Origin of the sequence: Erwinia sp. JUb26 (assembly GCF_003751505.1) — a bacterium.
In the GTDB taxonomy this organism is placed as follows: Bacteria; Pseudomonadota; Gammaproteobacteria; order Enterobacterales; family Enterobacteriaceae; genus Erwinia.
The window spans coordinates 1-17,988 of the sequence record NZ_RJVB01000013.1 but is presented as its reverse complement, the minus strand read 5'-3'; the positions used below and the strand labels follow the sequence as shown (position 1 = coordinate 17,988).

The 17,988-nt window shown below is 55.1% G+C and carries 15 protein-coding genes and 2 tRNA genes; 6 read left to right on the top strand and 11 right to left on the bottom strand.

Translation table 11 applies throughout. The features are described 5' to 3' along the window. The first annotated feature begins 105 nt into the window (after positions 1–105). Both rhlB and ppx read left to right on the top strand, forming a co-directional pair. Entirely contained in the window at positions 106–1,398 is a 1,293-nt protein-coding gene (rhlB, locus tag EC836_RS23725; RefSeq protein WP_105595129.1) for an ATP-dependent RNA helicase RhlB, read from the top strand. Between the two features lie 7 nt (positions 1,399–1,405). Further along, the gene (gene ppx, locus EC836_RS23720; RefSeq protein ID WP_123337789.1) at positions 1,406–2,890 is read left to right on the top strand and encodes an exopolyphosphatase; all 1,485 of its coding nucleotides are present in this window, start codon (positions 1,406–1,408) and stop codon (positions 2,888–2,890) included. A 9-nt stretch (positions 2,891–2,899) separates the two neighbouring features. On the opposite strand, the gene rep is transcribed toward ppx, so the two are convergent. Beyond that, positions 2,900–4,918: a DNA helicase Rep gene (gene rep / locus EC836_RS23715; RefSeq protein WP_123337787.1), complete on the bottom strand. Its 2,019-nt coding sequence runs from the start codon at positions 4,916–4,918 to the stop codon at positions 2,900–2,902. A gap of 146 nt (positions 4,919–5,064) precedes the next feature. On the opposite strand from rep, the gene ppiC reads away from it, so the two are divergent. After that, positions 5,065–5,346 (top strand): peptidylprolyl isomerase PpiC, encoded by a 282-nt coding sequence (ppiC, locus tag EC836_RS23710; protein ID WP_123337785.1) that lies wholly within the window; start codon positions 5,065–5,067, stop codon positions 5,344–5,346. 57 nt (positions 5,347–5,403) lie between these two features. Here ppiC and ilvC read toward each other — a convergent pair whose 3' ends face one another. After that, the gene (gene ilvC / locus EC836_RS23705; RefSeq protein ID WP_123337783.1) at positions 5,404–6,882 is read right to left on the bottom strand and encodes a ketol-acid reductoisomerase; all 1,479 of its coding nucleotides are present in this window, start codon (positions 6,880–6,882) and stop codon (positions 5,404–5,406) included. Positions 6,883–7,043: 161 nt separating this feature from the next. Between ilvC and ilvY the strand changes: the two genes are divergently transcribed. Then, entirely contained in the window at positions 7,044–7,925 is an 882-nt protein-coding gene (gene ilvY, locus EC836_RS23700; protein WP_123337781.1) for an HTH-type transcriptional activator IlvY, read from the top strand. Here the strand turns inward: ilvY and ilvA are convergent. The 6 genes from ilvA to ilvL all read right to left on the bottom strand — a co-directional run bounded on the left by ilvA (position 7,922) and on the right by ilvL (position 14,470). Then, a complete protein-coding gene (ilvA, locus tag EC836_RS23695; RefSeq protein WP_123337779.1) occupies positions 7,922–9,466 on the bottom strand; it encodes a threonine ammonia-lyase, biosynthetic in 1,545 nt (514 codons plus the stop codon). The two genes, ilvY and ilvA, sit on opposite strands and share 4 nt — an antisense overlap. Positions 9,467–9,470: 4 nt before the next feature. Continuing rightward, positions 9,471–11,321 (bottom strand): dihydroxy-acid dehydratase, encoded by a 1,851-nt coding sequence (gene ilvD / locus EC836_RS23690; RefSeq protein WP_123337777.1) that lies wholly within the window; start codon positions 11,319–11,321, stop codon positions 9,471–9,473. 65 nt (positions 11,322–11,386) lie between these two features. Next, positions 11,387–12,313: a branched-chain amino acid transaminase gene (locus tag EC836_RS23685; protein WP_123337775.1), complete on the bottom strand. Its 927-nt coding sequence runs from the start codon at positions 12,311–12,313 to the stop codon at positions 11,387–11,389. An 18-nt stretch (positions 12,314–12,331) separates the two neighbouring features. Then, positions 12,332–12,589 (bottom strand): acetolactate synthase 2 small subunit, encoded by a 258-nt coding sequence (gene ilvM, locus EC836_RS23680; protein WP_123337773.1) that lies wholly within the window; start codon positions 12,587–12,589, stop codon positions 12,332–12,334. Further along, on the bottom strand, positions 12,586–14,232 hold the full coding sequence (ilvG, locus tag EC836_RS23675) for an acetolactate synthase 2 catalytic subunit (protein ID WP_123337771.1): 1,647 nt from the start codon (positions 14,230–14,232) through the stop codon (positions 12,586–12,588). Before ilvG ends, ilvM begins: the two co-directional genes overlap by 4 nt. 139 nt (positions 14,233–14,371) lie before the next feature. Further along, the gene (gene ilvL, locus EC836_RS23670; protein WP_072277511.1) at positions 14,372–14,470 is read right to left on the bottom strand and encodes an ilv operon leader peptide; all 99 of its coding nucleotides are present in this window, start codon (positions 14,468–14,470) and stop codon (positions 14,372–14,374) included. 336 nt (positions 14,471–14,806) lie between these two features. Here ilvL and EC836_RS23665 point away from each other — a divergent pair, with 336 nt between their 5' ends. Then, a complete protein-coding gene (locus EC836_RS23665) occupies positions 14,807–16,327 on the top strand; it encodes a YifB family Mg chelatase-like AAA ATPase (RefSeq protein WP_123337769.1) in 1,521 nt (506 codons plus the stop codon). 33 nt (positions 16,328–16,360) lie between these two features. On the opposite strand, the gene EC836_RS23660 is transcribed toward EC836_RS23665, so the two are convergent. Next, positions 16,361–16,699, bottom strand: coding sequence for a DUF413 domain-containing protein (locus tag EC836_RS23660; RefSeq protein WP_123337767.1), 339 nt, complete (start codon positions 16,697–16,699; stop codon positions 16,361–16,363). 121 nt (positions 16,700–16,820) lie between these two features. On the opposite strand from EC836_RS23660, the gene hdfR reads away from it, so the two are divergent. Further along, a complete protein-coding gene (gene hdfR / locus EC836_RS23655; RefSeq protein WP_123337764.1) occupies positions 16,821–17,642 on the top strand; it encodes an HTH-type transcriptional regulator HdfR in 822 nt (273 codons plus the stop codon). A gap of 169 nt (positions 17,643–17,811) precedes the next feature. On the opposite strand, the gene EC836_RS23650 is transcribed toward hdfR, so the two are convergent. Both EC836_RS23650 and EC836_RS23645 read right to left on the bottom strand, forming a co-directional pair. Continuing rightward, positions 17,812–17,887: transfer RNA gene (locus tag EC836_RS23650), tRNA-Trp, on the bottom strand. 7 nt (positions 17,888–17,894) lie between these two features. Next, a tRNA-Asp gene (locus tag EC836_RS23645) sits at positions 17,895–17,971 on the bottom strand. Positions 17,972–17,988: the final 17 nt, after the last annotated feature.

The window sequence follows — 17,988 nt, the reverse complement described above, 5'->3', positions numbered from 1 at the left end:
TCTTGATGATGTAGCGTTAAGCAGCATCAGGTTAACAATTTCACTGCTTTTATTTCAACGGATATGCTTTCGTAAAGCAATACTTAGCTGATATTCTACCACACTATGAGCAAAACACACTTAACCGAAAAGAAGTTTTCCGACTTCGCCCTGCATCCTCAGGTCATTGAAGCTCTTGATAATAAAGGGTTTCATAATTGCACGCCTATTCAGGCGCTGGCATTACCTTTTACGCTCTCCGGGCGTGATGTAGCAGGTCAGGCGCAAACCGGTACGGGCAAAACGATGGCGTTTTTAACGTCAACGTTTCATCATCTTCTTTCTCACCCTGCTCCGGAAGGCCGCCAGGTTAACCAACCGCGCGCGCTGATTCTGGCTCCGACGCGTGAACTGGCCGTTCAGATCCACGCGGATGCGGAACCGCTGGCGCAGGTTACCGGGCTGAAACTCGGCCTGGCCTACGGCGGCGATGGTTATGATAAACAGCTGAAAGTGCTGGAAAGCGGTGTCGATATTCTGATTGGCACCACGGGCCGTTTAATCGATTACGCGAAACAAAATCACGTTAATTTAGGTGCTATCCAGGTCGTTGTCCTCGACGAAGCCGATCGCATGTTCGATCTCGGCTTCATTAAAGATATCCGCTGGCTGTTCCGCCGCATGCCTGCCGCTAACCAGCGTCTGAATATGTTGTTCTCCGCCACGCTGTCGTTCCGCGTGCGTGAGCTGGCTTTCGAAAATATGAACAACGCCGAGTACGTTGAAGTCGAGCCAGAGCAAAAAACCGGGCACCGTATTAAAGAAGAGCTGTTCTATCCTTCCAACGAAGAAAAGATGCGTTTGCTGCAAACGCTGCTGGAAGAAGAGTGGCCTGACCGGGCAATTATTTTCGCCAATACTAAGCATCGCTGTGAAGATATCTGGGGCCACCTGGCCGCCGATGGTCATCGCGTCGGTCTGCTGACCGGTGACGTGGCTCAGAAAAAACGCCTGCGTATTCTGGACGATTTCACCAAAGGTGATGTGGATATCCTGGTTGCGACTGACGTCGCCGCCCGTGGTTTGCACATTCCTGCGGTCACGCACGTGTTTAACTACGATCTGCCTGACGATCGCGAAGATTACGTTCACCGCATCGGACGTACCGGCCGCGCCGGCGCTAACGGACACTCAATCAGCCTGGCCTGTGAAGAGTACGCGCTGAACCTGCCCGCGATTGAAGAGTATATTGGCCACAGCATTCCGGTCAGCCGCTATAACAGCGATGCGCTGATGAGTGAACTGCCGCCGCCAAAACGCTTAACCCGCAACCGCACAGGCAACAATCTGCGCCGTGGGGGTAACAACAATCGCCGTGGAAGCGCACCGCGAAACCCTAACCGTAAACGCTCAGGTTAACGTCTCTATGCTCAGCGCGTCATCACTCTATGCTGCAATCGATCTGGGATCGAACAGTTTTCATATGTTGGTGGTGCGCGAGGTGGCTGGCAGTATCCAGACCATTGCCCGCATCAAGCGTAAAGTGCGTCTTGCTGCCGGTCTGGATGGCAGCAGCCATCTCTCTGAAGAGGCCATGGAGCGTGGCTGGCAGTGTCTGCGGCTGTTTTCAGAACAGCTGCAGGATATTCCCCCGGAGCAAATTCGCGTTGTGGCCACCGCCACGTTGCGTATCGCCGTCAACGCCGACAGTTTTCTGGTTAAGGCCAGGAAAATCCTCAACTGTCCGATCAATGTGATCAGCGGTGAAGAGGAAGCCCGGCTAATTTATCAGGGCGTCGCCCACACAACCGGCGGTTCCGATAAACGCCTGGTGGTGGATATTGGCGGCGGCAGTACGGAACTGGTCACCGGCAAAGGTTCGCAAACCACCTCGCTGTTCAGCCTGTCGATGGGCTGCGTTACCTGGCTGGAGCGTTATTTTACCGACCGCCATCTGGGGAAAGAGAATTTCGCGCAGGCCGAAGAGGCTGCCCGTGAAATGATCCGCCCGGTAGCGAGTGTTCTGCGTGAACACGGCTGGCAAGTGTGTGTGGGTGCGTCCGGCACCGTGCAGGCGCTGCAGGAAATCATGATGGCGCAGGGAATGGATGAACGCATTACCCTGAATAAACTGCAGCAGCTCAAACAGCGCGCTATTCAGTGCGGAAAGCTGGAAGAGCTGGAAATCGAAGGGCTGACGCTGGAACGCGCTCTGGTGTTCCCGAGCGGGCTGTCGATCCTTATCGCCATTTTCACCGAACTGAATATCAGCAGCATGACGCTGGCCGGTGGCGCACTGCGCGAAGGCCTGGTGTACGGCATGCTGCATCTTCCGGTCGATCGTGATATCCGCAAGCGCACGCTGCACAATATTCAGCGCCGCTTCGCGATTGATGTTGAGCAGGCAGAGCGTGTTCGCCAGCTGGCAGAAAGTTTTACCCGTCAGGTCAGCCACGGCTGGAAGCTGGACGATCTGAGCCGCGACCTGCTGGAGAGTGCCTGTTTAATCCATGAAATTGGCCTGAGCGTCGATTTCCGCCAGGCTCCGCAGCATTCCGCTTATCTGATACGTCATCTGGACCTGCCGGGCTTCACACCCGCGCAGAAAAAGCTGCTGGCCACCCTGCTGCAGAACCAGGTCAACGGCATCGATCTGGCGCTGTTAAGCCAGCAAAATGCCGTACCGCCGCGCGTGGCTGAGCGCCTGTGCCGCCTGCTGCGTCTGGCGATTATCTTCTCCAGTCGTCGTCGCGATAACACGCTGCCCGCGGTCCGTTTACAGGCCGATGATGATACGCTGAATCTGACGCTGCCCGCCGGCTGGCTACGCGCGCATCCGCTGCGCGCCGAGCTGCTGGAGCAGGAAGTTCACTGGCAAAGCTACGTTCACTGGAATCTGACCGTCGTCTGATATCGCGTATTATTTTTTTGCTTTATCCAGCATCGCCCGCAGACCGGCTACCCGACTTTGGCCGGTTTGCATCCGCTCTTCCGCACTGACCACCTTGCGCTCTCGCTCCCACTGCAAATCATCCTGCGGCAGCTCCAGCAGAAAACGGCTGGGCTCCGGCCGTATCAATTCGCCGTACTGACGGCGTTCGCGGCACAGGGTGAAGGTCAGCTCTTTCTGCGCGCGGGTGATGCCAACATAGGCCAGCCGACGCTCTTCCTCGACGTTGTTTTCATCAATGCTGCTCTGATGAGGTAACAGACCCTCCTCCATGCCCACCAGGTAGACGTAGGGGAACTCAAGGCCTTTCGACGCGTGCAGCGTCATCAGCTGGACCTGATCGGCTTCTTCATCGCTCTCGCCGCGTTCCATCATGTCGCGCAGGGTGAAGCGCGTCACCACCTGCGTCAGCGTCATCGGTTCATCAATATCGCTGCCTTCGAGCATTTCCGTCATCCACTGGAAGAGCGTATTGACGTTTTTCATGCGCATTTCGGCCGCTTTCGGACTGGCAGAGGTTTCAAACAGCCAGCTTTCATAGTCGATGCCGTGGATCAGATCGCGCACCGCCGCCACCGGCTCACGCTCGGCCAGTCGGGCAATTTCCTGCAGCCAGTGGGTAAAGCGCTGAAGTGATTCCAGTCCGCGCCCAGTCAGCGTCTGGCTCAGCCCCATATCAAAGCTGGCGGTAAACAGGCTTTTATTACGCTGCATCGCCCATTCACCCAGCTTTTGCAGCGTGGCCGATCCGATTTCACGCCGGGGCGTATTCACGATGCGCATAAAGGCGCTGTCGTCATCGGCATTGGTTAACACCCGCAGATAGGCAAGCAGGTCTTTGATCTCCGGGCGCGAGAAGAACGAAGTTCCGCCGGAAATCCGATATGGGATGCGGTTCTGCATCAGCATTTTTTCAAACACCCGCGACTGGTGATTGCCGCGATAGAGAATGGCGTAATCCTTGTACTGCGTCTTATTGATAAAGTGGTGTGCAATCAGCTCGCCCGCCACCCGCTCGGCCTCGTGCTCTTCATGGTTAGCCATCACCACTTTAAGCTCAGCACCGTATCCCAGCTCGGAGAAGAGGCGTTTTTCAAAGACGTGCGGATTGTTGGCAATCAGGATATTTGCCGCTTTAAGAATTCGCTCTGAAGAGCGGTAGTTCTGCTCCAGCTTGATCACCTGCAGAGCCGGAAAGTCCTCTTGCAGCAGCACCAAATTCTGTGGCCGCGCCCCGCGCCAGGAGTAGATAGACTGATCATCATCCCCAACGACAGTGAAGCGCGCCCGGCTGCCCACCAGCAGCTTAACCAGTTCGTACTGGCTGGTGTTGGTATCCTGATATTCATCCACCAGCAGGTAACGTATACGCTGCTGCCAACGTTCGCGGACTTCCAGATTGCGCTGGAACAGCAGCGTGGGCAGCAGGATCAGATCGTCAAAATCCAACACGTTGCAGGATTTCAGATGTTTGTCATACAGCGCATAGCAGTGGGCAAAAAGCTTGTCGCGCTCGGACTGCGCGCCTGCGGCGGCACGCGGCGGATCCAGCAGATCGTTTTTCCAGTTTGAGATCGTCGAGGTCAGCAGTTGAAGCAGATTTTTATCGTTTTCCAGCCACTCCTCGGTCAGATCTTTCAGCAGCGCCAGCTGGTCCTGATCGTCAAACAGCGAGAAGTTAGATTTCATCCCCAGCGCGGCATATTCACGCTTGATGATTTCCAGGCCGAGGGTGTGGAAAGTGGAGATCATCAGCCCGCGCGCTTCTTTACGGCCCAGCGTCTGCGCCACGCGCTCTTTCATCTCACGCGAGGCTTTATTAGTAAAGGTCACGGCGGCAATGTGCCGCGCCTGATAGCCACATTCGCGGATCAGATGCGCAATTTTATTGGTAATCACGCGCGTTTTACCCGACCCGGCTCCAGCCAGTACCAGACAGGGTCCGGTAACAAATTCGACGGCGTGTTGCTGACCAGGATTCAGACGCATAGCTTGATTATTCCACTAATAAAACAGGCAGGAAGTATAACCAAAGAAAGCCTGCCTGTAGAGCAGTCGCGCCGGAAAGAGTGAGCAGGTATAGTAAGCGCCATCCGGCCTACTGGCCTGACTGACTCAATATTCTGGAGAACAACATGGCGAAAATGGCAGCAGCACTACACATTCTGGTTAAAGAAGAGAAACAGGCACTGGATCTGCTGGAACAGCTGAAGCAGGGTGGTGATTTTGAAAAGCTGGCGAAGAAACACTCTACCTGCCCTTCCGGTAAAAAAGGCGGACATCTGGGTGAGTTTAAACAGGGTGCGATGGTACCGGCATTCGATAAAGTGGTGTTCTCCTGCCCGCTGATCGAACCACAGGGCCCGCTGCATACCCAGTTCGGCTACCACATCATTAAAGTGCTGTACCGCAAATAAAAAATGGCACCCTCGGGTGCCATTTTTCGCTCTGACAGACGATTAATCCGCTGAGAATTAGCCTGCTACTGCGATACGTTTCATATCGGTCATGTAGCCACGCAGGGTGCGGCCTACAGATTCGATTGGGTGCTGACGAATCGCTTCGTTCACGTCGCGCAGCTGTGCGTTATCAACGGTAGTCGAAGTGCTTGCTGCTTTACCCAGATCGCCCGCCTGCAGCGTGGTCATGAACTCTTTCAGCAATGGTACCGCCGCGTAAGAGAACAGGTAGTTACCGTATTCTGCAGTATCAGAGATAACCACGTTCATTTCGTACAGACGCTTACGTGCGATGGTGTTCGCAATCAGCGGCAGCTCGTGCAGTGATTCGTAGTAGGCAGATTCTTCGATGATGCCCGCATCCAGCATGGTTTCAAACGCCAGCTCAACGCCCGCTTTCACCATGGCAACCATCACTACGCCTTCGTCGAAGTAGGTCTGCTCGGCAATTTTGCCTTCGAACTGTGCGGTAGTTTCGAATGCGGTTTTACCGGTCTCTTCACGCCAGCCCAGCAGGTTTTTGTCGTCGTTAGCCCAGTCAGCCATCATACCGGAAGAGAACTCACCGGAGATGATGTCATCCATGTGCTTCTGGAACAGCGGAGCCATGATGGTTTTCAGCTGTTCGGACAGCGCATAAGCACGCAGTTTAGCCGGGTTAGACAGACGATCCATCATCAGCGTGATACCACCCTGCTTCAGGGCTTCGGTGATGGTTTCCCAGCCGAACTGAATCAGTTTTTCTGCGTAAGTCGCATCAGTACCTTCCGCCACCAGCTTGTCGAAGCACAGCAGAGAACCAGCCTGCAGCATACCGCACAGGATAGTCTGCTCGCCCATCAGGTCAGATTTCACTTCCGCAACGAAAGAGGATTCCAGCACGCCCGCACGGTGACCGCCGGTCGCTGCTGCCCAGGCTTTAGCAATCGCCATGCCTTCGCCTTTCGGATCGTTTTCCGGGTGAACCGCGATCAGCGTCGGCACACCGAAACCACGTTTGTATTCTTCACGAACTTCCGTACCCGGGCACTTAGGCGCTACCATCACTACGGTGATGTCTTTACGAACCTGCTCACCCACTTCAACGATGTTGAAACCGTGAGAGTAGCCCAGCGCAGCGCCGTCTTTCATCAGCGGCTGTACTGCCTGAACAACAGAAGAGTGCTGCTTGTCTGGAGTCAGGTTAACAACCAGGTCAGCCTGTGGGATCAGATCTTCGTAAGTGCCCACCTGGAAACCGTTTTCGGTCGCTTTACGCCATGAAGCACGTTTCTCAGCGATCGCTTCTGCACGCAGAGCGTAAGAGATGTTCAGGCCAGAATCGCGCATGTTCAGACCCTGGTTCAGGCCCTGTGCACCACAACCAACGATGACGACTTTTTTACCTTTCAGGTAGCTTGCTTCATCAGCAAATTCTTCGCGCGCCATGAAGCGGCATTTACCTAATTGCGCTAACTGGTTGCGCAGGTTCAAAGTGTTGAAATAGTTAGACATGGGCACTCCTGAGGTTGTGTTCGCGTATTATTTGTTGTCCGGGCTGTCGATTTCTCCGCCCTGAATAGACCCTATCATATGACAGGAAATCTATTGCTGAAATTGATATATTAACAACGTGACATTGCATGTTCTGCAACGTAAAAACGAGGCTCGATTCCATGGATTTGCGCGACCTGAAATTATTCCTTCATCTGGCGGAAAGCCGTCATTTCGGGCGCAGTGCGCGCGCCATGCACGTCAGCCCCTCCACGCTCTCCCGCCAGATCCAGCGGCTGGAAGAAGACCTGGGCCAGGCGCTGTTCCTGCGCGATAACCGCACTGTCACCCTGACCGATGCCGGTGAGCGCCTGCGGCAGTTCGCTCAGCAGACGCTGCTGCAGTATCAGCAGATGCGCCACGCCATCGGGCAGAATGGCCCATCGCTGAGCGGTGAACTGAAGTTGTTCTGTTCGGTGACCGCCGCTTACAGCCACCTGCCGCCCATTCTCGACCGCTTTCGCGCGGAACATCCGCTGGTTGAAATCAAGCTAACCACCGGCGATGCCGCCGATGCGGTGGAGAAGGTGCAGTCAAACGAAGTGGATATCGCCATCGCCGGCCGCCCGGAAACGCTCCCCGCCAGCATTGGCTTTATGCCGCTGGGGCTGATCCCGCTGGTATTGATTGCGCCCGCACTGCCCTGCCCGGTACGTAACCAGGCAACCCAGGCAGAGCCGGACTGGGCGCAGATCCCATTTATCCTGCCCGCGCAGGGGCCTTCGCGCCGCCGCATCGACCTCTGGTTTCGCCATCGTCATATTGCGAATCCCATGATTTACGCCACGGTATCCGGGCATGAAGCGATTGTTTCGATGGTAGCACTGGGCTGCGGTATTGCGCTGCTGCCGGATGTGGTGCTGGAGAACAGCCCGGAACCGGTTCGTAACCGTATTCTGGAACTGGAAGACGTGGAGATGGTTGCGCCGTTCGAACTGGGCGTTTGCGTACAAAAAAAGCGGCTCAATGAGCCGCTTATTGATGCGTTCTGGAATCTGCTTTAACCGGCGAGGAAAAAGCGGAACGCCGGGTTGCTGGTTTCATCATGGAAATCATAGCCCAGCGCCGCCAGGTGCTCTTCGAACTGCGGTTCGTTATCGCTCAGTTCAAACGCGGCCAGCACGCGACCAAAATCGGTTCCGTGGCTGCGGTAGTGGAACAGAGAGATATTCCAGTGCGTTCCCAGCGTTTGCAGGAAGCGCAGCAGCGCCCCCGGGGCTTCCGGAAATTCGAAGCTGAACAGCCTTTCGCGCAGCGGCTTGGATGGACGACCGCCGACCATGTAGCGCACATGCAGTTTCGCCATCTCGTCATCGGACAGATCCACCACCTTGTAGCCACCCTCGGTAAGAAGCTCCAGAATCTCCTGGCGCTCTTCCAGCCCGCGGGTCAATCGGACGCCGACAAAAATGCAGGCATCATCGGCGTTGGCATAGCGATAGTTAAACTCCGTGACCGAACGCCCGCCCAGCAGCTGGCAGAAGCGCAGGAAGCTGCCCTGCTGTTCGGGGATGGTGACGGCCAGCAGCGCCTCACGCTGTTCACCCAGCTCGCAGCGTTCTGAGACATAACGCAAACCGTGGAAGTTGACGTTTGCCCCTGACAGCACATGCGCCAGGCGTTCACCTTTGATCTGGTGCTGCTGGATATACTTCTTCATCCCGGCCAGCGCCAGGGCACCGGAGGGTTCGGCCACCGCACGCACATCGTCAAATAAATCCTTCATCGCCGCGCAGATAGCGTCGCTGTCTACGGTCACGATGTCGTCGATGTACTCCTGGCACAGACGGAAGGTTTCACTACCGATCCGCTTCACCGCCACGCCTTCGGCAAACAGCCCAACGCGTGGCAAATCGACCGGCTGACCGGCATCCAGCGCCGCCTTAAGGCAGGCCGAGTCGTTAGATTCAACCGCAATCACTTTAATCTGCGGCATCAGCTGCTTGATCAGTACCGCAACGCCTGCGGCCAGACCGCCGCCGCCTACCGGGACAAACACGCGATCGAGATGCGCATCCTGCTGCAGCAGCTCCATCGCCAGCGTTCCCTGGCCGGCGATCACCATCGGATGATCGAATGGCGGAACAAAGGTATAGCCCTGCTGTTCCGACAGCTCTATCGCCTTGGCTTTCGCTTCATCAAAGTTAGCACCGTACAGGTAAGCCTCACCGCCAAATGCCCGCACCGCATCTACTTTGATGTCCGCCGTGGCAACCGGCATAACAATCAGGGATTTAATACCCAGTTTGGTAGCGGATAGCGCCACGCCCTGAGCATGATTTCCCGCAGACGCAGTGACAACGCCCCGCGCCTTTTGCTCTTCGGTTAGCCCGGCAATCATTGCGTAGGCACCGCGAAGCTTAAAGCTGTGAACCGGCTGGCGATCTTCACGCTTAACCAGAATAGTATTGCCGAGGCGCGAGGAGATTTTCTCCATTTTCTGCAGCGGCGTTACCTGCGCGACTTCATACACCGGCGCGCGAAGCACCGCGCGCAGATACTCCGCACCACAGGGCTGTGCGGGTAGCGGTTGAGACTCAGCCATATCGTTAGCCTCCCAGCTTGCTCTTATCGCGGACGGCACCTTTGTCGGCGCTGGTTGCCAGAGTGGCGTAGGCGCGCAGGGCGAAGGAGACCTGACGCACACGGCCGTGTGGCGTGTATGCCTCATCACCGCGCGCCAGCTCTTTTTCACGACGCGCATGGATTTCGTTGTCTGGCAGATCCAGATGGATGCGACGATTCGGAATATCCAGCTCGATCATGTCGCCATTCTCAATCAGCGCAATGGTGCCACCGCTTGCCGCCTCTGGTGAGATGTGCCCAATAGAAAGACCGGAGGATCCCCCAGAGAAACGGCCATCGGTGATCAGCGCACAGGCTTTGCCCAGCCCCATCGATTTCAGATAGGTGGTTGGATAGAGCATTTCCTGCATGCCAGGACCACCTTTTGGCCCTTCGTAGCGGATAACAACGCAGTCGCCCGCCACCACTTTGCCGCCGAGGATCGCTTCTACCGCATCATCCTGACTTTCGTAGACTTTTGCCGGGCCTTTGAAGGTCAACAGCTCAGCATCTACGCTAGCGGTCTTCACGATACAGCCATCTTCCGAGATGTTGCCGTACAGCACAGCCAGACCACCATCCTGAGAGAACGCGTTTTCGCGGGTGCGAATACAGCCTTCCTGACGGTCATCATCCAGCGTGTCCCAGCGGCAATCCTGTGAGAAAGCCTGTGTGGTACGAATACCGGCCGGGCCAGCGCGGAACATCTTTTTCACCGCTTCGTCTTTGGTGAGCATGATGTCGTACTGATCCAGCGTTTCACGCATGGTCTGCTGCAGGATATTGCGCGCGCTGGTGTCGATCAGCCCTGCACGATCCAGCTCGCCCAGAATCCCGATCACGCCACCTGCACGGTGAACGTCTTCCATGTGATATTTCGGCGTACTTGGCGCCACCTTGCACAGATGCGGAACTTTGCGTGACAGGCGATCGATATCGGACATGTTGAAGTCGATTTCACCTTCCTGCGCGGCCGCCAACAGGTGCAGAACGGTATTGGTGGAACCGCCCATGGCGATATCCAGCGTCATCGCGTTCTCGAATGCGGCTTTGGTCGCGATGTTACGCGGCAGCATGTTGGCGTCATCCTGCTCGTAATAGCGCTTAGTCAGGCTAACGATGCGCTGACCGGCGGTCAGGAACAGCTCTTTACGGTCGGCGTGCGTCGCCAACAGCGAGCCGTTACCCGGCTGAGACAGACCCAGCGCTTCGGTCAGGCAGTTCATCGAGTTGGCGGTGAACATACCGGAACAGGAGCCGCAGGTCGGACAGGCGGAACGTTCAATCTGGTCACTGTCGGCATCGCTGACGTTAGGGTTTGCGCCCTGAATCATTGCATCGACGAGGTCCAGCTTGATGATTTTATCCGACAGCTTGGTTTTACCAGCTTCCATCGGGCCGCCGGAAACGAAGATAACCGGAATGTTCAGGCGCAGCGACGCCATCAGCATTCCCGGGGTGATCTTGTCGCAGTTTGAGATACACACCATGGCATCGGCACAGTGTGCGTTAACCATGTATTCGACCGAGTCGGCGATCAGTTCACGTGACGGCAGAGAATAGAGCATTCCGCCGTGACCCATGGCGATACCATCATCAACGGCGATGGTATTAAATTCTTTCGCCACGCCGCCTGACGCTTCGATCTGCTCAGCGACCAGTTTACCCAGATCGCGCAGGTGAACGTGACCCGGCACGAACTGCGTGAAGGAGTTGACGACTGCAATGATCGGCTTACCGAAGTCATCATCGGTCATTCCTGTGGCGCGCCACAGGGCACGGGCACCCGCCATATTGCGCCCATGAGTGGTGGTAGCGGAACGGTACTTAGGCATGCTCTATTACTCCAGAAATCGATGGTACGCGGGCGTCAACTGACGCCCGAGAAAATACATAGTTCTTATGAGTTAACCGGATCCAGCCAACCCCATTTGTCTTCAGTTTCGCCAGTGAACAGGCCAAAGAATGCAGACTGAATACGCTCGGTAACCGGACCACGTTTACCTTCACCCACCTGGATGCCATCAACGCTACGAACCGGTGTGATCTCAGCAGCAGTACCGGACATAAACACTTCATCCGCCAGGTACAGTGATTCACGCGACAGCACCTGCTCACGGACTTCGATGCCCAGATCCTGCGCCAGTTTAATAATGGCATCACGGGTAATGCCCGGCAGTGCGGAAGAGGTGAACGGCGGGGTAAACAGAATGCCGTCTTTCACTTCAAACAGGTTCTCACCGGCGCCTTCAGAGATGTAGCCCTGAGTGTCGAGTGCGATACCTTCTTGATAGCCATGGCGACGCGCTTCGCTGCCAACCAGCAGGGAAGACAGGTAGTTACCACCTGCTTTCGCCGCGGTGGGCAGGGTGTTTGGTGCCACGCGATTCCATGAAGACACCATCGCATCGATGCCCTGCTCCAGCGCTTCAGCACCCAGGTAAGCACCCCACGGGAACGCGGCGATGATCACATCAGTGCTGTAGCCGTCTGGCGGGTTCACGCCCAGGCCCACATCGCCCACAAACACCAGCGGACGAATATACGCGCTTTTCAGATTGTTTTTGCGCAGCGTTTCGCGGCACGCTTCCATCAGTTCATCAACGCTCTGGCTGACAGGGAAACGGTAGATTTTTGCAGAGTCGCGCAGGCGCTGCATATGTTCACGATGGCGGAAGACCACTGGTCCTTTGTGCGAGTCATAGCAACGGACGCCTTCAAATACGGACGTACCGTAGTGCAGTGCGTGGGACATAACGCTCACCTTCGCGTCTTCCCATTTAACCATCTCGCCATTGAACCAGATAAAGTCAGCTTTCTTCGTCATGCTTATTTCCTTGCCCGCTTAAGCGCGGATTTGTTGTGTTGTCTGTTGTTGAACCTGAACGCATGCAACGTCCATCAATTTACTTAACTGTGTTGACAGTAAATCGACTGAACGCTGGCTGGCAACGGTCAATTCAATATTAATATTGTCGGTATTCGCCAGCGAAGCCATATTCATCGTGCATACCTGGAAACCACGGTGACGGATCACACGTAAAATGCGCTCCAGTATTTCCGGGCGAAAACGCGCTTCGATAGACAATTGATGCTGCATCATGAGGTTTTCTCCATCATATTTTCGTTGCTGGCACCGGGCGGTACCAGAGGCCAGACGTTCTCATGCTCGTCAATCGCGACGTGGAGCATGTATGGCCCTTCACTGTGCAGCAAAGCGTCTAATGCGGCGTCGACCTGATCTTTACGGGTAATGCGCTGGCCGGGAATATTGAAAGCACTAGCCAGTGTGAGAAAGTCCGGGTTATCTGAGAGATTGGTTTCGCTGTAACGTTCTTCGAAGAACAGCTGCTGCCACTGGCGCACCATACCCAGGCGCTGGTTATCCAGCAGCACGATTTTCACCGGCAGCTGTTTGCGTTTGATGGTGCCCAGCTCCTGTACATTCATCATAAATGAGCCATCGCCGGAGACGCAGATCACGGTATCGTCGGGACGGGCCACCTGTGCGCCCACGGCTGCCGGCAGGCCAAAGCCCATGGTGCCCAAACCGCTGGAGGTGATGAAATTCTCCGGGCGGGTAAAGCTCATATGCTGCGCCGCCCACATCTGGTGCTGGCCGACATCGGTGGTGACTACGCTGCTATCCGCTTTGCGGTCCGACAGCTGCTTCAGGAACAACGGCGCAAAAATCGCCTCGCCCGGGTGATCGTAACGCCAGCCGTGATCGGCTTTCAGCGCCTTGATCTCTTCGCGCCAGGCGGAGATCGCCACCGGCTGATAGAGATCCGGCAGCAGCTTGTTCAGATCGCCCTGCAGGGCAACGTGTGCGCGGCGCAGTTTGTTCAGCTCCGCCGGGTCGATATCCATATGGATAACGCTGGCGTGCGGGGCAAAGGTGTCCAGCTTGCCGGTTACCCTGTCGTCAAAGCGAGCACCGACGGCAATCAGCAAATCGCACTGCTGAACGGCGAGGTTCGCCGCTTTGGTGCCGTGCATACCCAGCATGCCGAGATAGCACTCATCTTCCATGTCCGGCGTGCCCAGGCCTTTCAGGGTCGCAACGGTAGGGATGCCGGTTTCTTTAGCGAAGGCGCGCAGCGCATGCACCGCATCGGCCATCCCTACGCCGCCACCCACGTATAAAATCGGCTTTTGCGACTGCGCCAGCAAATGACGGGCCTGCTGAAGCTCAGCGTGCGGATGAGCCTGCTCCTGCTCAACCGGCAGCAGATGGGCAGTCAGATCGCCGCTGGCCAGCTGGATGTCCTTAGGAATATCAACCAGAACGGGGCCGGGACGACCGGATTTGGCAATGGCGAAGGCTTCAGCCATCACGCTCGGAAGCTCATCGAGTGATTCCACCAGGAAGCTGTGTTTGGTACAGGCCAGCGAGAGGCCCAGAACGTCGATCTCCTGGAAGGCATCGGTGCCCATGACCGCAGAAGAGACCTGCCCGGTGATAGCAACAATGGGAACCGAATCCAGCAGCGCGTCGGCAAGACCGGTAATCAGGTTGGTCGCGCCGGGGCCAGAAGTGGCGATGCAGACACCGACTTTTCCGGTTGCGCGGGCAAAGCCGATAGCGGCCATAGCAGCACCCTGCTCGTGGCGGCACAGTAGGTGTTCGACACCGCCGTCATAGAGCGCGTCATAGACCGGCATAATTGCTCCACCAGGATAGCCGAATACGGTCTCGACTCCCTGCGCTCGCAAAGCTTGAACCACCCACTGTGCACCATTCATAGTTATTCCCCCGCCTCTTGCTGGGAACAACAGCATTTTATGCTACTGTTCATCTTATGTTCCTTAACACGTTTTGCCTTGCAAAAAAAAACCCCCGGACCTTTCGGTGCGGGGGTTCTTTCGAATTCAGGCTTGATTTTTAAGCCTTTCTTTCTCCGAGCGTAGCCCCGCACGGCGTGATAATAATCACGACGACGTTAATGACGACTAGGCTAATGACTCGTAGAAGGGCTTTCATTTGGATTCTTTCAATTCACTTGTTCGAATTAATGTCTATAGAGTTATCACAGTTACGTAACCATATTCAACTTTTTTCATCATTTTATTTTATGACCTCGTCCGCAATAAAAGTAAAAACTATTGTTATTCAGTGGATAAGAGGATGTTGAGGAATTTTCAATACTCACCTGTCGTGATCGCTTTATTTCCACATAGTGGAATTTTCGCGACGGATCGCAACCTGATGAAACGCCCTGCATCACCGCAAAATAGCTGTCGGCCCGTCTCACAGTGATTCCTTCTGCCAATCGTCAGATGAACAATAGTTGCGCACAGTGGCCTAAAAGGAGGTTCCATGTCGCTATCTGTTGCTTACACGCGTGCGGCGATTGGCATTCAGGCACCGCAGGTTTGCGTTGAAGTTCATCTGAGTAACGGGCTTCCCGCGCTTTCCATGGTGGGTTTACCTGAAACTGCCGTCAGAGAGGCCAGAGATCGGGTACGCAGCGCCATTATTAACTGTGGATTTTCTTTCCCGGCAAAGCGCATTACCGTTAACCTGGCCCCGGCCGATTTACCCAAAGAAGGGGGAAGATTCGATCTTCCTATCGCAGTTGCCATTCTCGCAGCCTCAGAGCAAATTCCTGCGGAGAAACTCCTGCATTATGAATTCCTGGGCGAACTGGCGCTGACAGGCGCTCTACGGGGCGTACAGGCGGTCATCCCGGCCGCCATGGCCGCTCAGGAGGCTGGAAGGCAGCTTATCCTCTCTGCGGACAATCTCGCAGAGGTTGGCCTGATAGAACACGGTGATAACCTACTCGCACGCGATTTGCTGGAGGTCTGCGCTTTTCTGCATGGCGAAGCACAGCTGGAACGCGCGTGCGTAAAGCATGATGACCTGCCGGCAGTGGAAGGTGACCTGCAGGAAGTCATAGGCCAGCAGCAGGCCAAGCGCGCACTGGAGATTACTGCTGCCGGCGGGCACAATCTGTTGCTCATCGGTCCGCCCGGTACCGGTAAGACCATGCTGGCAACGCGTCTGAATAGCCTTATGCCGCCGCTCAGCGATCGGGAAGCACTGGAGAGTGCCTGCATTGCCAGCCTCGTCAGGAGTGACGGTATGCATGCTCACTGGCGCCAGCGTCCGTTTCGCTCTCCTCACCACAGCGCGTCTCTGTTTGCTTTGGTTGGTGGTGGTGCGTTGCCAAAGCCGGGTGAAATATCACTGGCACACAACGGCGTGTTGTTTCTTGATGAGCTTCCGGAGTTTGAACGCCGTGCGTTGGATGCCCTGCGTGAGCCACTGGAGTCCGGTGAGATCGGTATATCCCGCGCCCGCGCTAAAGTGACCTACCCGGCGCGATTCCAGCTGATCGCCGCGATGAATCCCAGCCCTACAGGGCACTATAGCGGCCCATATAATCGCTGTTCTCCACAGCAGACGCTGCGCTATCTGAGCCGGTTATCTGGCCCTTTCCTTGACCGTTTTGATCTTTCACTGGAAGTGCCGCTGCTACCGACCGGAACGCTGAGTGCACAAAGGAGTGAAAGTGAATCCAGTGCTACCGTCCGGCAACGTGTTGTCGTTGCTCGTGAACGCCAGCTGGCGCGCATTGGGAAAGTGAACGCCCTGATGAGTAATAATGAAATCAAAAACTGCTGCATGTTAAAAAATGAAGATGCCGAATGGCTGGAACAGGTATTGAATCAGCTAGGACTGTCGGTGAGGGCCTGGCAGCGCATTTTGAAGGTAGCGCGAACGATCGCCGACCTGGCGGGTGATGATGAAATTAATCGGGAATATTTGACTGAAGCGGTGAGCTATCGGGGAATGGATCGATTACTGATTCATCTACAAAAAAGTCTGGGGTAGTAGGCATGAAAAAGGGGCCGGAGCCCCTTCATCTTAATCGTCACTATCCGAATAGTCTTCCACGCCTTCCATCTGCGGTTTACCGCCTGAAAGGGTATGAAAACGCTTAGGACGTTGAATACGGGTCATGTACTTAGACCAGACTCTCTCTGCCTCGGTTTGCGGTTCACGCACGCCGCGGCACACCTCAATAAACAGACGCTCTTCTTCCGTCGTCGGCTCACGCTTTGCCAGATCCAGCTCGTTAAAAGCATAACCATGACGCTCAAGAAGTTGGGCTTCTTTGATGGTGAAATCGCCGTGCCGGGAGAACCCGCGGGGATAATGTTTGTTATCAAAAAAACGACTGGTTGTTGCGAAGCTTTCCGCCATTTTACACGCTCCTAACTCTTTTAAGGCCGAGCTATTTATGGCGCGGAGTATTAGATAGGCTTGACAGAGTGTAAAACAAAACATTTAAATCATAACGACAAATGTTTTTTAGGAGATAGCTGTGGATACGGAATTACTAAAAACCTTTCTTGAAGTGAGCAGAACTCGCCACTTTGGACGAGCTGCGGAAGCACTCTATCTAACGCAGTCCGCCGTTAGTTTTCGCATTCGGCAGCTTGAAAACCAGCTGGGCGTGAACCTGTTTACCCGGCATCGCAACAATATCAGGCTAACCTCAGCGGGAGAGCGTTTGCTGCCCTATGCAGAGAGCCTGATGAATACGTGGCAAATGGCTAAAAAAGAGGTCTCGCATACCCAACAGCAGCATGAACTGTCGATAGGGGCCAGCGCTTCGCTCTGGGAGGCTTATCTGACGCCATGGCTGCAAACGCTGTACCAGCAGCATGAAAGCCTGCATCTTGAGGCTCGCGTTGCACAACGCCATCTGCTGGTTAAGCAGTTGCATGAGCGCCAGCTTGATCTGTTGATCACCACTGAAGCCCCAAAAATGGACGAGCTGACAAGCCATCAAATCGGTCATATTTCGCTGACGCTCTTCAGATCGCGAAAATCAGAGAAAAAGGAGAAATATGCTTACATTAAGCTGGAATGGGGTGCCGATTTTCATCAACATGAAAATTATCTGGCCGGTGCTGACGACATCCCGGTACTGACCACAACCTCTGCGCATTTAACGCGTCAGCTGCTACATACCACCGGAGCCTGTGCATTTTTACCGGACTTTTGGGAGGCAGAATATAGCGATCTTCTCTCTGTACAGGACACGGCCGTTGTCGTCAGACCTTTATATGCAGTCTGGTTACAGAATAGCGATCAGCAAACACATATTCGTCAACTCATCAAATCTTCGGTCAATACCTGAGCAATAAACGTTGATAAAAACGACAAAAGAGCCGCTCAACGGCTCTTTAAAACGAGTGATTTTTGCATATGAGCGGGGTAAGCCACGCGTTTTTTGCTACTGCGGGCTGAATTTTCTGAATTGCAGACAAAAAAAAATCCTTTGCCTAAGCAAAGGATTTTTCTCTATCTGGCAGGGGCGGAGAGACTCGAACTCCCAACACCCGGTTTTGGAGACCGGTGCTCTACCAATTGAACTACGCCCCTAAAAGGGTGGCGGAACGGACGGGGCTCGAACCCGCGACCCCCTGCGTGACAGGCAGGTATTCTAACCAACTGAACTACCGCTCCACCGATTCTGTACTGAT

What these genes read in the sequence shown, in the direction of transcription:
- ilvA (WP_123337779.1), bottom strand. Translation starts at nt 9,466, where the DNA reads ATGGCTGAGTCTCAACCGCTACCCGCACAGCCCTGTGGTGCGGAGTAT.
- ppx (WP_123337789.1), top strand. Translation starts at nt 1,406, where the DNA reads ATGCTCAGCGCGTCATCACTCTATGCTGCAATCGATCTGGGATCGAAC.
- ilvM (WP_123337773.1), bottom strand. Translation starts at nt 12,589, where the DNA reads ATGATGCAGCATCAATTGTCTATCGAAGCGCGTTTTCGCCCGGAAATA.
- EC836_RS23685 (WP_123337775.1), bottom strand. Translation starts at nt 12,313, where the DNA reads ATGACGAAGAAAGCTGACTTTATCTGGTTCAATGGCGAGATGGTTAAA.
- EC836_RS23660 (WP_123337767.1), bottom strand. Translation starts at nt 16,699, where the DNA reads ATGGCGGAAAGCTTCGCAACAACCAGTCGTTTTTTTGATAACAAACAT.
- ilvY (WP_123337781.1), top strand. Translation starts at nt 7,044, where the DNA reads ATGGATTTGCGCGACCTGAAATTATTCCTTCATCTGGCGGAAAGCCGT.
- ilvL (WP_072277511.1), bottom strand. Translation starts at nt 14,470, where the DNA reads ATGAAAGCCCTTCTACGAGTCATTAGCCTAGTCGTCATTAACGTCGTC.
- rep (WP_123337787.1), bottom strand. Translation starts at nt 4,918, where the DNA reads ATGCGTCTGAATCCTGGTCAGCAACACGCCGTCGAATTTGTTACCGGA.
- ilvD (WP_123337777.1), bottom strand. Translation starts at nt 11,321, where the DNA reads ATGCCTAAGTACCGTTCCGCTACCACCACTCATGGGCGCAATATGGCG.
- ilvG (WP_123337771.1), bottom strand. Translation starts at nt 14,232, where the DNA reads ATGAATGGTGCACAGTGGGTGGTTCAAGCTTTGCGAGCGCAGGGAGTC.
- ppiC (WP_123337785.1), top strand. Translation starts at nt 5,065, where the DNA reads ATGGCGAAAATGGCAGCAGCACTACACATTCTGGTTAAAGAAGAGAAA.
- ilvC (WP_123337783.1), bottom strand. Translation starts at nt 6,882, where the DNA reads ATGTCTAACTATTTCAACACTTTGAACCTGCGCAACCAGTTAGCGCAA.
- EC836_RS23665 (WP_123337769.1), top strand. Translation starts at nt 14,807, where the DNA reads ATGTCGCTATCTGTTGCTTACACGCGTGCGGCGATTGGCATTCAGGCA.
- rhlB (WP_105595129.1), top strand. Translation starts at nt 106, where the DNA reads ATGAGCAAAACACACTTAACCGAAAAGAAGTTTTCCGACTTCGCCCTG.